This window comes from Duganella zoogloeoides, from assembly GCF_034479515.1.
Lineage (GTDB): Bacteria > Pseudomonadota > Gammaproteobacteria > Burkholderiales > Burkholderiaceae_D > Rugamonas > Rugamonas zoogloeoides.
Map to the genome: position 1 here is coordinate 5,967,497 of NZ_CP140152.1, position 18,314 is coordinate 5,985,810.

The following is an 18,314-nucleotide window of genomic DNA, read 5'->3' on the forward strand; positions in this document are numbered from 1 at the left end:
CAAGTTTGAATGAAGGCAGTCCACTTACAAAAACACGCGCTGCAAGCGGGTAGCTTGAGCGCGTGAAGATGGGTGATTCTTGGTCACGAATCGGTGAACTGCTGATGATTCGATTGTAAAGTGTATTCTTTCGGATTAATTCTGGTATTACAGGGGGCTAGCAATAGATTGTTTTTAGTGCGACAATTTAACCAAATAATATTTATTTGGGAGTTCCCTGAAATGTTAGACAAGATCAGCAAGAAGATATTGATGGAGTTGCAGAGCGATGGCCGCATCAGCAACGTGGAGCTCGCTGCCCGGGTCAACCTGTCGCCAGCCGCTTGCCTGGAGCGTGTGCGCAAGCTGCACGAGTCGGGCTACATCATGGGCTACACCGCGCAACTCAATCCGCAGTTGCTTGACGTGTCCCTGCTCGTCTTCATCGAAGTGGTGCTTGATCGCACCACGCCCGAAGTCTTCGACGCCTTCAAGCACAGCGTGCAGGTGATCCCCGAAGTGCTCGAATGCCACATGGTTGCCGGCGGCTTCGACTACCTGGTCAAAGCGCGCGTCAAGGACATGGCGGCCTACCGCGAGTTCCTCGGAAAGACCCTGCTGCAAAAAGGCGTGCGCGAAACACACACCTATGCGGTCATGGAAGAAGTCAAGAATACCACCAAGTTGCCCATAAAATAGTACCAGCAATAAATTAAATCCGGACGCTGCCAGCGTTCAGCGCTGGCAGCGCGCCCGGTGACAAGAACAACGCGGGGGGAGACATGAGTCATTTGCAACACAAGTTGGTGCAGCGTGGATTGTGGATACTGGGTGCGACGGCGGGCGGTACGGCGCTCGCGTATTTGTTCAAGCTCGCTGCGGGCGATACGCCCGCGCTGGTCTACACAGCTGCGCCTGCCGCACTGGCGGGCGCAGCCATCGCCTGGTTTGCCGCGCGCCGCGACAGCGATGATGGTGGCGTGCGCCAGTTCGCCCACACCGTGGGCGAGGAAATCGACGCCATCATGATCGGCGCGGCAGAAACCTCGTATTTCGTCGATTCGGTGAAAAAGAAGATTGAACTCGACGTCGGCACCGCAGGCGGCATCGCCCACAGCTCGGCGCAAAATGCCGCCACCACCGAGCGCATCGCCGCCAATGCCGAACGCGCCGCAAAAATTGCCACCCAGGTGCGCGGCGAAACCGTCACCGGCCGTGCCGAGGCCGATACCGGCCTGCAACGGATCCGCACCGCGCGCCACGACGCCCAGGCGGCGGCAGCCGTGATGACCGACCTGCAAACCAACTCCCGCAAGATTTACGGCTTCACCGAGGCGATCAGCGAAATCTCGGCCCGCACCAACCTGCTGGCACTGAATGCCGCCATCGAGGCCGCGCGTGCCGGCGAACAGGGCCGTGGCTTTGCCGTGGTGGCCAGCGAGGTACGCCAGCTGGCGCTGCGCACCAAGGAAGCCACCGACGAGATCAGCATCATGGTGCGCGAGATCAACCAGCAAGCCGAACGCGCCGCCACCGGCATGAACGCGCTGGCCACCAAGGTCAGCGAGGCGGCCGGCAACGTGGAAACCGTGCACGGGCTGCTGGGCAATATCGAACGCTCGTCGGGCGTGTCGGAAACGGAAATCGGCGAAATCGCCCGGTCGTCGCGCGAGCACGTGGCCATCGCCGACGAGATCGCTGCCGCGATTGCCAGCATCCGCGACAGCCTGCTCTCGACCGAGAAAGAACTGCCGCGTGCGGCCAGCTCGGCCATGGCCCTGGCCGAACGGGCCGAACTGATCACCGGCGCCCTGGGCGAGTCGGCCATCGAAACCTCGCACGACGCCATCCGCACGGCCGCGCAAACTGCCGCCCGCGAGGTGGGCAAGATTTTTGAAGCGGCCATCAAGTCGGGCAAGATCACGCGCGAGGCGCTGTTCGACCGCACCTATACGGCCATTCCCGATACCGACCCGCCCAAGCACAAGACCCGCTTTGACGATTTTACCGACCGGGTATTGCCGGCCTTGCAGGAAGCGTTGCTGGCGGCCATGCCGCAACTGGCCTACGCGGGCGCGGTCGATAACAATGGCTATTTTCCCACTCACAACAAGAAGTTTTCGCAGCCGCTGACGGGGAATTACGACGTCGATATCGTCAACAACCGCACCAAGCGCATCTTCAGCGACCGCACCGGCAAACGATGTGGTTCGAACACCAAGCCGTTTTTATTGCAGACGTATAAGCGCGATACGGGGGAAGTGATGCACGACCTGTCGGCGCCGATTTACGTCGATGGCAAGCATTGGGGCGGGTTCCGGATCGGCTACCGATCGAGCGTATAAAAAAATGGACCGCAATTGCGGTCCGATTTTTTTTAAGCAGCGTCTTTTTTGGCAGCGGTGGCAGCTCTTGCCGCCCCCTGGTTCATGCCCTCCAGGTGCAACCTCAGCCACTTGTGCGCCGGGCTGCGCGCATCGCGTTCGTGCCACAGCATGTCGAGGTGGACCGCCGGCAGCTGGAACGGCAATTCTTTCCAGATCAGCGCATCGGTCATGCCGGTGGACGCGATCAGGTGGCGCGGCAACACGGTAATCAGGTCCGAGTTGGCCACCACGCGGCCGGCCGTGAAGAATTGGTTGACCGTCAGCAAAATGCGGCGTTCGCGCTGCAACTGCGCCAGCGCTTCATCGACCAGGCCGTGGGCGCGGCCCGAGAAACTCACCAGCAGGTGATTGGCCTTGCAGTAGTTGTCGAGATTGAGCTCGACCTTGGCCAGCGGATGCTCGCGCCGCATCACGCACACGTACTGGCCCGAATACAGGCGCTCGTGGCGGATCGGCGAGCCGGTCTCGTAGGACAATTGCGCCGCCACGCCGGGGAAGAAGCCGACCGCCAGGTCGATATCGCCGCGCAGCAGCATCGGCCGTGGTTCGCGCGTGGTCAGCGGCATCATGCGCACGTTGACACCGGGCGCTTCGCGCTCGATCGAACGCATCAGCGACGGCAGCCACATGGCGGCGGTGGCGTCGGCCATGGCCAGGCGGAAGGTCGCGTGGGCGGCGGACACATCGAAGGTCTCGGGCGCCACGGCCGCTTCCAGGCTGGCCAGCGCGCTGCGCACGGACGGCCACAGCGCTTCGGCGCGCGGCGTGGGTTTCACGCCGTAGGCCGTGCGGATCAGGAGCTCGTCGCCGAGGCTCTCGCGCAGGCGCTTGATGGCATTCGATACCGCAGGTTGGGTCATGGCCAGGTGGCCGGCCGCGCGTGTCAGATTTTGCTCTGTCATCACGGCGTCAAAGACGCGTAACAAATTCAAGTCCAGCGTCAGAAAGCTCATGTTGGCTCGGATATAGGAGGTGGAAAGGGGGAGATGGCGTACAGTCATCATACGCCAATCCATTCACCAATCGCATAATTGTTATCGGAGAACTAAATTGGCAGCTTATGTTGCGCTGCACTATATTGAGCCTGATTCTAAATGTCCGGCCCCATCATGTCCACTCTCATCGCAGTTCTGCAAGGCTTGTCGCTGATCGCCGTGATCCAGCTGGCGCTGGGGATCGGTGTGTTTGCGCTGCTGGCGCTGCTATTCAAACCGCTGCTGACCGGCTGCGTGCGCGCTGCCGCGCTGGCCGTCAAACTGCATTTCGCGCCAAAGCGCGCCGAACTTTAAGCTTTCGGCGCCTGCAGCGCTTCAAACTTCGCCCGCAACTGCTCTTCCGTCTCACGCCACTCGGGGTTGAACGGAATGCAGCTGACCGGGCACACCTGCTGGCACTGGGGCTCGTTGAAGTGGCCCACGCACTCGGTGCATTTGTCGGGATTGATTTCGTAAATTTCCGGACCCATGTAGATCGCGTCGTTCGGGCACTCGGGCTCGCACACGTCGCAATTGATACAGTCGTCGGTAATCATTAAGGCCATGACAGAACTTCTTTCTTAGTCGGTCTTGGTAGCGGCAATTTTCTTTTGCAGCCAGCGGTCAACCGAGGGGAACACAAACTTGGAGACGTCGCCGCCGAGCACCGCGATCTCGCGCACGATGGTGCCGGAGATAAACTGGTACTGGTCGGACGGCGTCAGGAACAGGGTTTCGACGTCGGGCAGCAGGTAGCGGTTCATGCCCGCCATCTGGAATTCGTATTCGAAGTCAGACACGGCGCGCAGGCCGCGCACGATCACGCGGGCGTCGTGCGCACGCACAAAATCTTTCAACAGGCCGGAAAAACTCTCGACCTTGACGTTGGGGTAATGCCCCAGCACCTCGTTGGCAATGGCCAGGCGTTCGTCCAGTGAAAAGAACGGTTTCTTGTTCTTGCTGTCCGCCACGCCAACCACCAGCGTGTCGAACAGACCCGAGGCGCGGCGCACCAGGTCTTCGTGGCCACGGGTCAGCGGATCGAACGTTCCCGGATAAACAGCTACTACCATTGTGTCTCCCTGCACTGCACCATTATAGAACGTGCATTATGCCCCAAAACCGCGAGTGCCTTAAAATTTAGCAGTCACTGCAGGGCAACTTCGGGTCAACTCCGGGCAACTACGCCACAGCCGGCCTGGCTTGCAGCAAGTGGTAAAACACCATGCCCGCCTTGTCGGCGCGGATCACTTCCCAGCCCGCCATCCAGTCCGGCGTGTCGCCGTCGGGCCAGGCCAGCGCCGCGCCCGATTCCGCGTACACCAGGCCGCCCTCCTTGAGCAGGCGCACGCACAGCGGCAGGTTGCGCTCGAGAAATTCCTGCTGGTATGGCGGGTCGAGGAAGATCAGGTCGTATTTCTGGCCACGGGCGGCGGCCGCTTGCGCCACCACCAGCGCGTCGCCGCGCAGGATCTGCACATTGTCCGCCTTCAGTTTGGCCTTGATGTCTTCGAGCTGGCGCACGACTGGCGTGGCCATGTCCACCATGGTCACCGATTGCGCGCCACGGCTGGCCGCTTCAAAGCCGAGCGCGCCGCTGCCGGCATACAGGTCGAGCACCTGGGCGTCGGCCCAGTTGGCGTCGCGCTGGTGGTTGATCCAGTTAAAGACCGTTTCGCGCACGCGGTCGGGGGTGGGGCGCAGGCCTTGCGCGGCCAGGACCGGCAGCGGGGTGCGCTTCCACAGCCCGCCGATGATGCGCACCTGGTTGCTGTGCTGGGGACCGTGGACCGGGACTTTGGCTGCTTTTGCTGGCGATTTGACGGGCTTTTTTGGCATGTGGCGCTGTTCTAAGTCTTTGATTCAACAGGCCACACTATATCACGCAGCCTATTTGGCCAGGCTCTGGAAGTCGCCGATCCAGCCCTGCATGCGCTGCTGGGCGTGGGCTTTTTGCTGCGGCGTGGCGATGCGGATCGCGGTCAGGATCAGCTCGGCCGTGCCTTTTTCGGAGGCGTCGAAGAATGCCTTGTGCTCGGAATTGTCGAGGCGGTTGAAGCTGTCTTTCACCAATGTATCGATCAGGGCCATGGTGGATTCCTTGCTCAGCTTGTCCTTCTGCACCTTGCGCACCAGGGTGAGAATGGCGCCCTGGCGGCGCTGGCGTTCGGCCAGCCACAATTCGTTGTCGAGCGGACGGGCGTCCGATGCCTTGCGCAGCTGCACTTCCTGTTCGGTAGTGAACTTGCCGAACCACAGCTCGAACTGCTCCATCGATTTTTTGTAACGGAATTTCTGCTGGGCTTCGCGGTCGCCCTTCATGTTCTTCTTGCGGAAATCATCGAGGTTGGACGCGAATTTCTTTTCCAGCTTGTCGATCTGGTCCGGTTGCAGCGAACGCGCCAGCTCGGCCAGTTCCGGCTTGGCTTGCAACAGCAGGCGCTGGGTGCGCTTCTTGATTTCATCGAAGTCGCCCAGCAGGTCGGCCGTGGTGGGATTGCCCGCCAGCTGGCGCTGGCCCGTTTGCAGGATCTGGATGTAGTCCTCGAGCTGGGTCTTACGGTGCCACTGGAACAGCTTGTCGATATCCTTCTTGACCCAGTCCTTCTGGTCCGAGTTCAGATCGACGTAGCCGTCGAGCCACCAGTACAGCAAGGTGTCGCCATTGTTGTAGGCCAGGCGCAGCGAACTGCACGCGGCCAGCAGGCCGATGAGGGTGATCAGGAAAAGGCGGCGCAGCGTCTGGCTGGCGCTGGAGGGCATGTTAGACTTTTGCATTAACTTACTCTCTCTAAGTGATACTTATGAACGTTGTGATCCTGGCTGCCGGTATGGGCAAGCGCATGCAGTCGGCGATGCCGAAAGTGTTGCATCCCCTGGCGGGAAAACCGCTGCTCGCGCATGTGCTTGATACGGCGCGCAGCCTGTCTGCCAATAGAGTATGCGTGATTTACGGACATGGCGGCGCAGCCGTGCTGGAGCTCCTCAGCAAGCAGCCGCAAGCGATTGCCACCGCCCAACAGGAACAGCAGCTGGGCACCGGTCACGCCGTCATGCAGGCCTTGCCCGAGCTCGACGACAACGCCCCTACCCTGATCCTGTACGGCGACGTGCCGCTGACCACCGCCGCCTCGCTGCAGGCACTGATCGACGCTGCCGGCACCGACAAGCTGGGCATCCTGACCGTGGTGCAGGACCACCCGACCGGCCTGGGCCGTATCGTGCGCGAGAACGGTCACATTACCCGCATCGTCGAGCAAAAGGACGCCAACGAGGCTGAACGCGCGATCAAGGAAATCAACAGCGGCATCCTGGTCGTGCCCACGGTGCAACTGAAAAAATGGCTGGGCCAGCTGAAAAACGAGAATGCCCAGGGCGAGTACTACCTGACCGACATCGTCGCCATGGCCGTGGCCGATGGCGTGCCGGTGGTGTCGGCCCAGCCGTCGGCGCAGTGGGAAGTCGCTGGCGTGAACAGCAAGGTGCAACTGGCTGAACTTGAACGCATCCACCAGCGCAATATCGCCAACCGCCTGCTGGAGCAAGGCGTCACCGTGCTCGACCCGCAGCGCATCGACGTGCGCGGCGAACTGGTGTGCGGGCGCGATGTGACCATCGACGTCGGCTGCGTGTTCGAGGGCAAGGTCGAACTTGGCGATGGCGTGCACATCGGCGCCCACAACGTGATCGTCAACAGCCGCATCCTGGCCGGTGCGAAGATCAAGCCGTTCTGCCATATCGAGGAAGCAATAGTCGGCGAAGTCTCGCTCATCGGGCCGTACGCGCGCCTGCGCCCGGGCACGGTGCTGGCCGAAGATGTCCACGTCGGCAACTTCGTGGAAATCAAGAACGGCCAGGTGGCCGCCCACAGCAAGGCCAACCACCTGGCGTATATCGGCGACGCCACCATCGGTTCGCGCGTCAACATCGGCGCTGGCGTGATTACCTGCAACTACGACGGCGCCAACAAGTTCCGCACCGTGATCGAGGATGATGCATTCGTCGGCAGCGACAGCCAGCTGATCGCTCCTGTGACCGTGGGCCAGGGCGCGACCATTGGCGCCGGCACGACACTCACTAAGGATGCTCCGGCCGGCAAGCTGACCGTCTCGCGCGCGCGCCAGGTCACCATCGAGAACTGGACCCGTCCGGTGAAGATCAAGAAGTAACTCCCCCTTGCGCGCCTGGCTCCAGGCGCGCTTCTTTCTTGTGGATAAAGCTGTGAGCAGCTGGTGTGCAAGCAGTGCACAGCCAGTGGATATCTGCACGCTTTTCTTCCATGGGGCACAAACGGTATTCGTCGTGCCGACTCCCCTCCGGATTTTGGGTGACTTCCGGTATTTGTGCATAACCCTGTGCGCAACCATCGGAACAACCATTGGATAAGCGCGGGACAACCGGGAATAACTGGCTTCCCTGGTTTTTTGCCTGAAAACGAGGTGTGCACAACTTTGTGGAAAAGCCCGGTACAGGCCGTGCACAAGCACTGGATAACTCTAAAAAATTGTTGTTTCACCATGGTGTCGATGTTAGAATAAGAATCATTCTCATCGATTGTCACAATACTCCGCCGGCACCCCTGCCGGCTGCGCAGCAAGCCCCCCTTCCCGTTCGCGGAAGTCGCCAGCTACCCCTATAAACCCAGCGCCAGGCTCCAGCCGAGCCAGGCCCGCGCACGCCTGTGCCCAACCGCAAGGAAGTTTTATGCAAGCAGCTTTACGCCCCGCCTCTTTCCGCCCCACCGCGCTCCACCTGGCAGTCCTGATGGTCGTGACCGCAGCAGCGCAACCAGCGCTGGCCCAGTCCGCCGATAAAACCGCCGATCCTGTGCAGCTGAACCAGGTCACCGTCAAGAGCGACACGCTTGGCAGCATGACCGACGGCTCCGGTTCCTACACCACCGGCGCCATGCGCACGGCCACCCGCATGGACATGTCGATCCGCGATACGCCGCAGTCGGTCAGCGTGGTCACGCGCGAGATGATCGACGACCTGGGCGCGGTGCGCCTTGACGAGGTGCTGACCCAGACGCCAGGCGTGACGGTCGGCCAGCAAGACAGCGAACGCACGAGCTTTTATGCGCGCGGCTTTTCCATCACCAATATCCAGGTCGATGGCATGGCCATGGGCGGCAATGCGCCGCTGCAGGACACCATTCTTTACGACCGCGTCGAGGTGGTGCGCGGCGCCAGCGGCCTGATGGGCGGCACCGGCGACCCGTCGGCCACCATCAACCTGGTGCGCAAGCGCCCGGGCCGCGCGCTGCAAGCCAGTGCCAGGGCGGTATTCGGACGCTGGGACGACCGCCGCGCCGAAATCGATGTGAGCGCACCGCTGAGCGCCGACGGCAGCGTGCGCGGCCGCACCGCCATGGCCTACCAGGATCGCGATTCGTATTACGACATGTACCACGAGCGCAAGACCGTCGGCATGGCCATCGTCGAAGCGGACCTTGGCGCATCGACCTTGCTGACTGCCGGCCTTACCTTCCAGCACAACAATCCCACCGGCGCCACCTGGGGCGCCGTGCCCTACTGGAATGCCGATGGCAGCCTGGCCCGGCTGCGGCGCAATTTTTCGCTGTCCACGCCGTGGAGCACCTGGCGCAACCGCGAACACAGCGCCTTTACCTCGCTCGAACACCGCTTCGACAACGGCTGGAAAGTGCACCTCGGCTATACCCGCACCGACAGCCGCAACAACACCACCGTCGCTTACGGCGGCGCCGGCTACCCCGATCCGGCCACCGGCACCGGCATGCGCCTGTGGACCGGCGTATGGGGGGAAGGCAAGAACATCGACGACAACCTCGACCTGTACGCCACCGGCCCGTTCAGCCTGCTCGGCCGGCGCCACGTGCTGATCGCCGGCTGGAACGGTTCGCGGTCGGTCAGCCACAGCCAGGGCGGCGAGGCTACGATTGCGTATCAGCCCCAGATTCCCGACTACCGCACCTGGACCGGTAACATCCCCATGCCCACCTTTACACCGGACGGCTCGCACACCGAAACCGAGGTGCGCCAGGGCGGCGCCTACCTGGCCGGACGCTTCAGCGTGGCCGATACGCTCACGCTGGTACTGGGCGGCCGCCTGAGCAACTACCGCACCGAGGAAGGCGCCTGGGACACCTCGGGCCGGCTGATCGGCTACGACAACCTGCGCAAGACGAAAAATGAGTTCACGCCGTACGTGGGCGCGGTGCTCGATTTGACCGACGATATCTCGGCCTATGCCAGCTACACCTCGCTGTTCAGTCCGCAGTCGGCCCGGGACCGCAACAACGCCCTGCTCGACCCCGAGACCGGCACCAATAGCGAGTTGGGCGTCAAAGGCGAATTCTTCGACAAGCGTCTCAATGCATCGGCTGCCGTGTTCCGCACGCTCAAGAAAAACCTGGCGGTACTGGACCCGACCGTGCCGCCCGGCTTCAAGCTCCCCAACGGTAACAGCGCCTATGTCGCCAATGGCGACGGCATCACTGCCCGGGGCATCGAATTCGAGGTGGCGGGCCAGGTCAACCGGTCCTGGAACGTCAGCGCCGGTTACACCTTCCTGCGCGTCAAGGATGTCGATGGCGAGCGGGCCGAGCCCAACCAGCCGCGCCACCTGCTGCGCCTGTCCACGGCCTACCGGCTCGACGATGTATTGAAAGGGTTGAAGGTGGGCGGCGGCGTGACCGCGCAAAGCGGCACCTACGGCGTGACCTGGTACGGCCAGCCGGGCACCGGCGACCGCAATGCACGCATCAGCCAGGGCGGCTATGCGCTCATCAACGCCATGGCGTCGTACGAGATCAACCGCCAGCTGGGCGTGCAGCTGAACGTTTCCAACCTGGCGGACCGCAAGTACTACCGCAACGTGGGCTTTTACGACAGCGTGTTCTGGGGCGAACCGCGCAATGTACGGCTCGCGCTCACCGCGAGGTTCTGAAACTGCCTGTGGATATCCCTGTGGGCAAGCCTGTCAACAAGCTGGTGAGAACCACCGGGATAACTGCATGGATAAGGCGGTGCATAACCACTGGAAAAGCCTGGTAAAACCTCTGTATAAACGGTGTGAAAGCTGTGGATTACAGCGCCACCCGGGTCTCGAACTTGCTGCGGAACGTGGAGAAATACGCCTTCACGTTGCGCACATTGGCGTGCGCGGCAAACAGGCGGTGCGCCAGCGCGTGGTACGCCGGCATGTCGCCGACCTGCACGATCAGCACAAAATCCGGACCCGGCGCCACCCGGTAGCATTGCAGCACCGCCGGCTCGGTTGCCACCAGCGCCTCGAACTCGGCCATGCGCTCGGCCGCCTGCACATCGAGCGAGATTTCCACGATCACCGTCAGGCTGGGGCCGATCTTTGAAGGATCGACCAGTGCCACCCGGCGCGTGATGACGCCGGTATCGGTCAGATGCTTGACGCGCCGCAAACAGGTGGGAGGAGAGACGTGAACCGCCTGCGCCAGCTCACTATTGGTTTGCCCCGCATCAAGCTGCAAGGCAGTCAGAATGCGGCGATCGATGTCATCCATAAAATTATTGGCACTAAAATGAAATAATATTTCATGCTATCACAGTGATGAAACAATATTTCATGGATGTCGATAATTAGAAAGCATATTTCACCCGCTCTCCTCTAGGATGAACTCCTCAATTCATTGAAGAGGTTTCCCATGTGCGGCATCGTCGGCGCGGTAGCGCAACGTAACATCACCCCGATCCTGATCGAAGGCTTGAAGCGCCTCGAGTACCGTGGCTACGACTCGTGCGGCGTGGCGCTGCACGTGGACGGCCAGTTGCAGCGCTCGCGCAGCACGTCGCGCGTGGCCGACCTGGAACAGCAGATCGAGCATACCCACCTGCACGGCTTCACCGGTATCGCCCACACGCGCTGGGCCACCCACGGCGCGCCGGCCACCCACAATGCCCACCCGCACTTCTCGCCGTCGGCCGACGTGGCGCGCATTGCGCTGGTCCACAACGGCATCATCGAAAACCACGACGAACTGCGCGCCGAACTGACCGCGCTCGGCTACGTGTTCCAGAGCCAGACCGACACCGAAGTCATCGCCCACCTGGTGGACCACCTGTACAACGGCGACCTGTTCGAGACCGTGCAGCAAGCGGTGAAACGCCTGACCGGCGCGTACGCCATTGCCGTGTTCGCCCGTGAAGAACCGCACCGCGTGGTCGCTGCGCGCCAGGGCTCGCCGCTGATCGTCGGCCTGGGACAAGGTGAAAACTTTGTTGCGTCCGACGCCATGGCGCTGGCCGGCACCACCGACCAGATCATCTACCTTGAAGAGGGCGACGTGGTGGACTTGCAGCTGGGCCGCACCTGGATCGTCGATGTCAACGGCAAGCCGGTCCAGCGCGACGTCAAAACCGTGCACGCCCACACCGGCGCGGCCGACCTGGGACCGTATCGCCACTACATGCAGAAGGAAATCTTCGAGCAGCCGCGCGTCATCGGCGATACCCTGGAAGGCGTAATGGCCGTCATGCCCGAGCTGTTCGGCGACGGTGCCCATGCCGTCTTCAAGCAGATCGACCGCGTGCTGATCCTGGCCTGCGGCACCAGCTACTACTCGGGCCTGACCGCCAAGTACTGGATCGAGTCGGTGGCGAAAATCCCCGTCAACGTCGAGATCGCCAGCGAATACCGCTACCGCGACAGTGTGCCGCATCCGAACACGCTGGTCGTGACCATCTCGCAAAGCGGCGAAACCGCCGACACCCTGGCCGCGCTCAAGCACGCGCGCAGCCTGGGCATGGAACACACGCTCACCATCTGCAACGTGGCCACCAGTGCCATGGTGCGCGAATGCAAACTGGCCTACATCACGCGCGCCGGCGTGGAAGTGGGCGTGGCCTCCACCAAGGCGTTTACCACCCAGCTGGCCGGCCTGTTCCTGCTCACGCTGACGCTGGCGCAAGTCAACGGCCGCCTCTCCGACGAGCAGGAAGCGCAGCACCTGAAAGCCATGCGCCACCTGCCGGTAGCGATCGCCTCGGTGCTGGCATTGGAACCGCTGATCATGGCCTGGGCCGAAGACTTCGCCCGCAAGGAAAACGCCCTATTCCTCGGGCGCGGCATGCACTATCCGATCGCGCTGGAGGGCGCGCTGAAACTGAAAGAGATTTCGTACATCCACGCCGAAGCGTATCCGGCCGGCGAACTGAAACACGGCCCGCTGGCGCTGGTCACCGAGGAAATGCCGGTGGTCACCGTGGCGCCGAACGACGCGCTGATCGAAAAACTGAAATCGAATATGCAGGAAGTGCGCGCCCGCGGCGGCCAGCTGTACGTCTTCGCCGACGTCGATTCGCGCATCACGCCCGGCGAAGGCGTTCACGTTATCCGTTTGCCCGAGCACTACGGTTTGCTGTCTCCGATCCTGCACGTGGTGTCGCTGCAATTGCTGGCGTATCACACGGCGCTGGCGCGGGGGACGGATGTGGACAAGCCGAGGAATCTGGCGAAGTCGGTGACGGTGGAGTAAGCGTGCCGGAGTGGTTTGCGGCAGCTGTCAGAGGCAAATAGATAGGTTAGAAGTCCCTCGAATCATTAGGTTAGAAGTGGGGGGTAGATTTTCCAAAGGAGCCTTATGGAATATGGCTTCTAACCTAAATTTGATGGTCGCAATTTTCGATTAAAAGTATGGCGTAATTTACCCACTCAATTTTTCGAATTCGCGAGGGTGAGCATGCTTCTCTACATCTGACTTTCTTGCATCCGCATGCCTCCCGAACCAGCCTGGGACACGGCAAACAGGTCCACTGGTTGAGAGCGAGGAATGTCCGGAACCCGTTCGTAGATTCCAGTAATCTCCCACCGTGGGCCTATTAGCTGAAGAGTGACGAAGTAATATCCGGTGGTGAATTGGGGACGGTTCGTGATTTCGACGGTCCAGTTGTTGTTTCGCTCCCAAGTGGAAGACTCGCCGGCGACTGCGGCAAGTGCTGATGTGCCTAGACGACGGCCGTAACCGCGGATGAGATAGCGTGAAAATGCGCAAGTGCGCCATAACTTGGTCCTTTACTTCGCTGCGGCTATTTCAGCGAGGCGCTGGAAAACACCTGCCTGGTTTAGTGCATATTGTGGCGAATCGACGTAGCGAACCCTGTTGCGTGCTGGGTCTCTCCATTCCTTCATTGAGTCGGCCGATTTGCTGCCGGCGACGTAAGCTTTGGTGATGGTCGTCGGGATAAACACCGAGCCAAACTCGCTGTTGCAGGGGCTGTAGCTTTGAGACTTTGGAATGGTAGCGCCGCAGTCCGTTACCACTGTGGCTTCGTTGTAGTTGCCGCTATCGATAAAGGTGCGGAAGGGGGACTCAGTGAAGTCCGGAGCGAACGCGGTCAGGTCTGCGCTGAACGCAATGCGCTCCTGTCGCGGGTTCGTGATTGCCTGGCGGCTCGCCGATATGCTGACCAAAGTGTAGCGACCGATGGTGCCCCACGACGTGGTGTATGAAGACTTCGCCAGAGATGGCGTTTAGGAAGGCCGCGAGAAGGTGGTCATTGTGATTCTTGAGGTAATGTTGGGTTTACGAAGACCTTAACAAAACCACTTTGAGGAACCACAATGACCGACACCACTATCGCATTATCTGAGCTTGCCGAAAAGGGGGCAGATGCAGATTTCATCCGCCAGACGCTGCAGCACGCTCTGCAGCGACTCATGGAAATGGACGTCGAGGCGCTTTGCCAGGCAGCTTACGGCGAGCGCAGCGACGAACGTATCAACAGCCGCAACGGTTATCGGGACCGCGGCTACGAAACCCGGGCCGGCAAAGTCGACTTAAAGATTCCAAAGCTCCGTACAGGCAGCTATTTCCCCGGATTTCTCGAGCCGCGCAGGACGGCCGAGAAGGCTCTCACGGCAGTGATCCAGGAAGCCTATATTCAGGGAATCTCGACCCGCTCGGTCGATGACCTGGTCAAAGCCATGGGCATGACCGGGGTCTCGAAAAGTCAGGTATCACGGCTATGCGAGGAGATCGATGAGCGCGTGCAGACCTTCTTGAATCGACCGATCGAAGGCGATTGGCCTTATCTCTGGATCGACGCCACCTATGTGAAATCACGCCAGGCCGGCCGTGTGGTCTCGGTGGCCGTGATAATCGCTGTAGCAGTCAATACCGATGGCGTGCGCGAAATTCTCGGAGTAGCGACCGGCCCTTCGGAAGCGGAGCCGTTCTGGACCGACTTCCTGCGCGGTCTGACCCGCCGTGGTCTGCGTGGGGTGAAACTGGTGATCTCCGATGCGCATGAAGGCCTCAAAGCGGCAGCGAGCAAAGTGCTCAAAACGAGCTGGCAGCGCTGCCGGGTCCATTTCATCCGTAACGCGCTGGCCCATGCCGGTAAAGGTCAGCGGCAAGCCGTGCTCGCCATGATCAATACCATCTTCGTGCAGGACACTGCGGAGGCGGCCAGCGTGCAATGGCGCAGCGTCGCCGATCAGCTACGGCCAAAGTTCCCCAGGCTCGCTGCCATGATGGACGATGCTGAACATGAAGTGCTGACATTTATGACGTTCCCAAAAGCGCATCGGACGCAGATCCACAGTACCAATCCGCTTGAGCGGCTCAATGCCGAGGTCAAACGAAGGACCAACGTCATCGGCATTTTTCCCAACGATGGCGCCATCATCCGCCTAGTAGGCGCCATGATGCTCGAGCAAAACGACGAGTGGTCATTACAGCGCCGTTACATGCAGCTTGAAGGATTGCAGTCCTTGAGCGACAATCAGCCTGCACGGCTATCCGCTGTGATTAACTGATCGGGAACCCAGCCCCTCGAGAATTACTTCTCATACACCACTTCTGGGGACACCATCTAGCGACCATCAGCGGTTCCCTTCTCCAGCAGTACGAACTTCGCCGTCTGTCGTTGAGCTTTGTCCAATACGGGTTGGAGAACTTCACCGGCACGCCAGCTGGATTCAGAATGGTGGAGTTTGTCGCGCAGCCGCCAACCAAGGCAGCCAGGGTCAATGGCACAATCTTCGTCCACATTACAAATGCACTCCTAAAACAGGTCGGATAAAAACTGCTGCCGCACCGGCTATCAGTTGCATAATGGAAAGTTATTTGTATACTATAGTATAAAGACCGCTACGTGTTACTTCCGCATACTTTTTCGCTACACAGCGAAGGAGTGTCTTGGAACCAGCGAGAGCTTTCGGGCGTGCCCTGCGCAAACGCAGATTGGACGCTTCGATGTCGCAAGAAAAATTGGCACTGGACGCCGGGCTTGAACGCGTCTTTATCAGTTGGCTCGAAACCGGAAATAAGCAGCCGACATTTGGTACGATATTGAAGTTGGCGTCAGCTCTGGGTTGCTCCGCCTCAGATTTGGTGAGGGAGGCCGAGGCAGTTCTTCTCTTTCCTGACCAAGAAGCACCGGACTGACGCAGTCTCGAACCACTGCCTACTCGAGATTTACACCTAATCCCTCGTCTTGGACCTCAAGGTTCCTTCCCGCGTAGCTTTGAGTCTGCTCAGAATTCCTCAAGTCGCCGGAGGTGTCCCAGAACTCGAATCAGTAGTCGCGTGTTCGCCGCACCGCAACTTGACAAAACTTGACTGATGGTGTTTTTGTCCGTAGGATGGCGAGACTATGCTAAATCTGGAAAAAATCAAATCGGCAATGCAGCATCTTGGGCTGACCCAGATGGCTTTGGCCAAGGATTGTAGCGTTAGCAAAGAGGCGGTCTCGAACTGGCTCGCCGGTGAGTCAATTCCACGCCCAAACAAACTCAAGGCTCTGGCAGCCGCACTCCAACTCGAAATTGAGAACCTAATCGTTACTGATTCGGCGAGTGAGCCTGTTGTTGCCTATCGCATGCGTAGAAATCGCATGCCTACTGGTGCAGCGCTGGAAGCTGCGCAGGACCAAGCTCATCATTTAAAGCAGTTAGTTCCATTCATTCGTCGGGAGACGGTCTTCGCGCCGCCAGTATTAGAATCCCCCAGACTTGACGATGAGTACATTCGTGAAGCTGCCAGGCAGGTTCGCGCTAAGAATGGTATCGGCTTAACTGCACCGGTTTCACGGAATGAGCTCTTAAACTTACTCCACGATTTTGGCGCATTGCTCGTTCCCGTATTTTGGGGGAAAGAGCGCGATGGCCATGAAAATGCGTTGAGCGTATATCTTCCTGATTCGAAGACTTCTTGGGTCGTATTCAATCTCAATGCCAAAAATGATGACTTCAATTATTGGCTGGCACACGAGTTAGGACACTGCTATACACTGCATACTCTGCAAGGCGATGACGGCGAAGAATTTGCGGAAAGATTTGCTCAAGAATTGTTATTCCCGATTGAGGCCGCGGCAGAGGCCATGACTCTGATAAATTCGGCGCCGGTAAAACGAGACCAGGCGAATTGGTTCGCGGGTAAGTATGAAGTCTCCGTAATCACTGTCTTGAAACAGGTCGACCGAGTAGCCGAACAAGCTGGACTTCCGCCGACCGGAATTCAGACGAAATCGTTCTGGGCTTCCTGGAACACGACTCGACATTTAGTGCCTTCAGTAGCGCATGAGTTGTTCGGTCACGAAAACATAACCGTATCGGATTATGTGACCACGTGCGAGCAGAAATTCAGGACCCCCGTTTTTGAAGCAATTGCTAGTTGGCAGCAGCAGGAAGGCGGACGTTCTCCCGCCTTCATCGTGGGCGCTCTCAATATCGACTTGGGCCTTGCATTTGAACTGTCGCACCAGCTCTCCGCTGCCGCCGATTAGTCATATTCCTCGCCAAAATTACGTTTATAGTCCGCGCGCCAGGTCGCCGGGAGGCGTTCGCGTAAACGTATCCATGTATCAACTGTGTTCGTCCGCTGTTCTTTGGTGAGCATGGCCTCTTTTTCGAACATGGCAAGTACATCCATAGAACAAACCACGTCCATCGGGTAGTCTTCTGGGTCTTCCCTCAAATCCTTCACGATTAGCTGCAGCGCCCGCTCGTCCGTTGCGATGACTGCTCCCAGAACAACGGCAGTTGCTAGCAACGTTAAATCGGCGTTCGATAAACGTGAGATGATAGTTCTTCGCTGGAGGCAATTGTTTACAAATAAATCAACGTAAGGACGTAATTCCTTTTTCTTTTCCTCGATTTTGCGATTCTGCGCGGCATTCAACTTAAGGACACCTAATCGTAAATCGTCTGCTTTAGGTGCAATCGCGACCCACTGATAAGCAGCGAGCAGGCGAGGATTTGCAATGAACTCATCTATAAGACCTGACAGCGTGAACATCTGATGGTTTTGTACAACTATGCCCATCAAAGGCATTACTGGCGAGCAATAAAGTCTGAGAAAACAATTCGTATCGACGATTAATATTCGAGCCGGGGGCATGGAGAGGAAGTTTCAAAATATTCGCTCTAGTGTACATCAAATGAAGGATGCAACCGGGAAAACTGCGAAGTTATCCACATCCTCAAAGTAAAATATGGCACTATTGGGGCCAAATATGGCACTTTTGGGGCAGGCATGTCTTTACCAAGTTTTGACCAAGGCGATGTGACGAAGGAGACGTTAAGAAAGCGTCTCGGTGACCGAGTGCGCCTTGAGCGTCGGAGGAAGAAGTTAACTCAAAAAGACTTTGCGGACGCATGCGGCGTCGCTTTGCGAACGTACAAGCGGTTTGAGGCCGGCGAATGTGATTCGCTGGATGCGTTTTTGGCAATAGTTATTCACTTCGAGCGGCTAGTCGCCTTGGAGCTGCTTTTCCCACCAAAGGACCTTGTAGAGCTGAAGCCGCGCACCCCTGGCGCGGCACTCGAGCAATTCCGGAGGCGAGTTGAGCGGTAGGATACCTGACGAGAGCATTGAGTAGAAGTTTGCCCATTGTGCGAGACCTCCGCCAACCGACGGAACTTCGGGTGAGGAATTCAAAATCGCAATGCGTTCTGGTTGAACAGCCATGAGCCGCTCAGCAGACATGCAAGCTTGAGCAGTGCGTGCTGGGAC

18 protein-coding genes are annotated in these 18,314 nt (G+C 59.3%); 10 read left to right on the plus strand and 8 right to left on the minus strand.

Annotated features, from left to right (window positions below):
- Positions 1-222: 222 nt before the first annotated feature.
- Together SR858_RS26225 and SR858_RS26230 are read left to right on the plus strand one after the other, a co-directional pair.
- Entirely contained in the window at positions 223-678 is a 456-nt protein-coding gene (locus SR858_RS26225; protein WP_008443393.1) for an Lrp/AsnC ligand binding domain-containing protein, read from the plus strand.
- An 83-nt stretch (positions 679-761) separates the two neighbouring features.
- Positions 762-2,324: a methyl-accepting chemotaxis protein gene (locus tag SR858_RS26230; RefSeq protein WP_026637687.1), complete on the plus strand. Its 1,563-nt coding sequence runs from the start codon at positions 762-764 to the stop codon at positions 2,322-2,324.
- Positions 2,325-2,356: 32 nt separating this feature from the next.
- Here SR858_RS26230 and SR858_RS26235 read toward each other — a convergent pair whose 3' ends face one another.
- Positions 2,357-3,319 carry a LysR family transcriptional regulator gene (locus SR858_RS26235; RefSeq protein WP_019924063.1) on the minus strand — a complete coding sequence of 321 codons (963 nt, stop codon included), beginning with the start codon at positions 3,317-3,319 and terminating at the stop codon, positions 2,357-2,359.
- Positions 3,320-3,475: 156 nt separating this feature from the next.
- On the opposite strand from SR858_RS26235, the gene SR858_RS26240 reads away from it, so the two are divergent.
- A complete protein-coding gene (locus SR858_RS26240) occupies positions 3,476-3,655 on the plus strand; it encodes a hypothetical protein (RefSeq protein WP_154820100.1) in 180 nt (59 codons plus the stop codon).
- Here SR858_RS26240 and SR858_RS26245 read toward each other — a convergent pair.
- The 4 genes from SR858_RS26245 to SR858_RS26260 all read right to left on the minus strand — a co-directional run bounded on the left by SR858_RS26245 (position 3,652) and on the right by SR858_RS26260 (position 6,118).
- A complete protein-coding gene (locus SR858_RS26245) occupies positions 3,652-3,906 on the minus strand; it encodes a YfhL family 4Fe-4S dicluster ferredoxin (RefSeq protein WP_026637688.1) in 255 nt (84 codons plus the stop codon). The two genes, SR858_RS26240 and SR858_RS26245, sit on opposite strands and share 4 nt — an antisense overlap.
- A 15-nt stretch (positions 3,907-3,921) precedes the next feature.
- Positions 3,922-4,413: a pantetheine-phosphate adenylyltransferase gene (gene coaD, locus SR858_RS26250; protein ID WP_019924066.1), complete on the minus strand. Its 492-nt coding sequence runs from the start codon at positions 4,411-4,413 to the stop codon at positions 3,922-3,924.
- Positions 4,414-4,522: 109 nt separating this feature from the next.
- Positions 4,523-5,179 carry a 16S rRNA (guanine(966)-N(2))-methyltransferase RsmD gene (gene rsmD / locus SR858_RS26255; RefSeq protein ID WP_019924067.1) on the minus strand — a complete coding sequence of 219 codons (657 nt, stop codon included), beginning with the start codon at positions 5,177-5,179 and terminating at the stop codon, positions 4,523-4,525.
- Between the two features lie 51 nt (positions 5,180-5,230).
- The gene (locus tag SR858_RS26260; RefSeq protein WP_322534153.1) at positions 5,231-6,118 is read right to left on the minus strand and encodes a DUF6279 family lipoprotein; all 888 of its coding nucleotides are present in this window, start codon (positions 6,116-6,118) and stop codon (positions 5,231-5,233) included.
- Between the two features lie 26 nt (positions 6,119-6,144).
- Between SR858_RS26260 and glmU the strand changes: the two genes are divergently transcribed.
- Together glmU and SR858_RS26270 are read left to right on the plus strand one after the other, a co-directional pair.
- A complete protein-coding gene (gene glmU, locus SR858_RS26265; protein ID WP_019924069.1) occupies positions 6,145-7,509 on the plus strand; it encodes a bifunctional UDP-N-acetylglucosamine diphosphorylase/glucosamine-1-phosphate N-acetyltransferase GlmU in 1,365 nt (454 codons plus the stop codon).
- 535 nt (positions 7,510-8,044) lie between these two features.
- The gene (locus SR858_RS26270) at positions 8,045-10,270 is read left to right on the plus strand and encodes a TonB-dependent siderophore receptor (protein WP_154820101.1); all 2,226 of its coding nucleotides are present in this window, start codon (positions 8,045-8,047) and stop codon (positions 10,268-10,270) included.
- Positions 10,271-10,409: 139 nt separating this feature from the next.
- Here the strand turns inward: SR858_RS26270 and SR858_RS26275 are convergent, their stop codons facing one another.
- Positions 10,410-10,862 carry an Lrp/AsnC family transcriptional regulator gene (locus SR858_RS26275; protein ID WP_026637690.1) on the minus strand — a complete coding sequence of 151 codons (453 nt, stop codon included), beginning with the start codon at positions 10,860-10,862 and terminating at the stop codon, positions 10,410-10,412.
- A gap of 141 nt (positions 10,863-11,003) precedes the next feature.
- Between SR858_RS26275 and glmS the strand changes: the two genes are divergently transcribed.
- A complete protein-coding gene (gene glmS, locus SR858_RS26280) occupies positions 11,004-12,833 on the plus strand; it encodes a glutamine--fructose-6-phosphate transaminase (isomerizing) (RefSeq protein WP_019924073.1) in 1,830 nt (609 codons plus the stop codon).
- 536 nt (positions 12,834-13,369) lie between these two features.
- Here the strand turns inward: glmS and SR858_RS26285 are convergent.
- On the minus strand, positions 13,370-13,768 hold the full coding sequence (locus SR858_RS26285; protein ID WP_019924074.1) for a hypothetical protein: 399 nt from the start codon (positions 13,766-13,768) through the stop codon (positions 13,370-13,372).
- Between the two features lie 150 nt (positions 13,769-13,918).
- On the opposite strand from SR858_RS26285, the gene SR858_RS26290 reads away from it, so the two are divergent.
- The 3 genes from SR858_RS26290 to SR858_RS26300 all read left to right on the plus strand — a co-directional run bounded on the left by SR858_RS26290 (position 13,919) and on the right by SR858_RS26300 (position 17,085).
- Entirely contained in the window at positions 13,919-15,115 is a 1,197-nt protein-coding gene (locus SR858_RS26290) for an IS256 family transposase (protein WP_154820175.1), read from the plus strand.
- A 382-nt stretch (positions 15,116-15,497) separates the two neighbouring features.
- Complete coding sequence (locus SR858_RS26295) at positions 15,498-15,746, plus strand: helix-turn-helix domain-containing protein (RefSeq protein WP_322534157.1); 249 nt, start codon at positions 15,498-15,500, stop codon at positions 15,744-15,746.
- A 208-nt stretch (positions 15,747-15,954) separates the two neighbouring features.
- Positions 15,955-17,085 carry an XRE family transcriptional regulator gene (locus SR858_RS26300; RefSeq protein ID WP_019924969.1) on the plus strand — a complete coding sequence of 377 codons (1,131 nt, stop codon included), beginning with the start codon at positions 15,955-15,957 and terminating at the stop codon, positions 17,083-17,085.
- Here the strand turns inward: SR858_RS26300 and SR858_RS26305 are convergent.
- Positions 17,082-17,624, minus strand: a complete 543-nt coding sequence (locus SR858_RS26305) for a hypothetical protein (RefSeq protein WP_157094846.1) — start codon at positions 17,622-17,624, stop codon at positions 17,082-17,084. The two genes, SR858_RS26300 and SR858_RS26305, sit on opposite strands and share 4 nt — an antisense overlap.
- 210 nt (positions 17,625-17,834) lie before the next feature.
- Here SR858_RS26305 and SR858_RS27815 point away from each other — a divergent pair, with 210 nt between their 5' ends.
- The gene (locus SR858_RS27815) at positions 17,835-18,155 is read left to right on the plus strand and encodes a helix-turn-helix transcriptional regulator (protein WP_019924971.1); all 321 of its coding nucleotides are present in this window, start codon (positions 17,835-17,837) and stop codon (positions 18,153-18,155) included.
- The last annotated feature ends 159 nt before the right edge of the window (positions 18,156-18,314 follow it).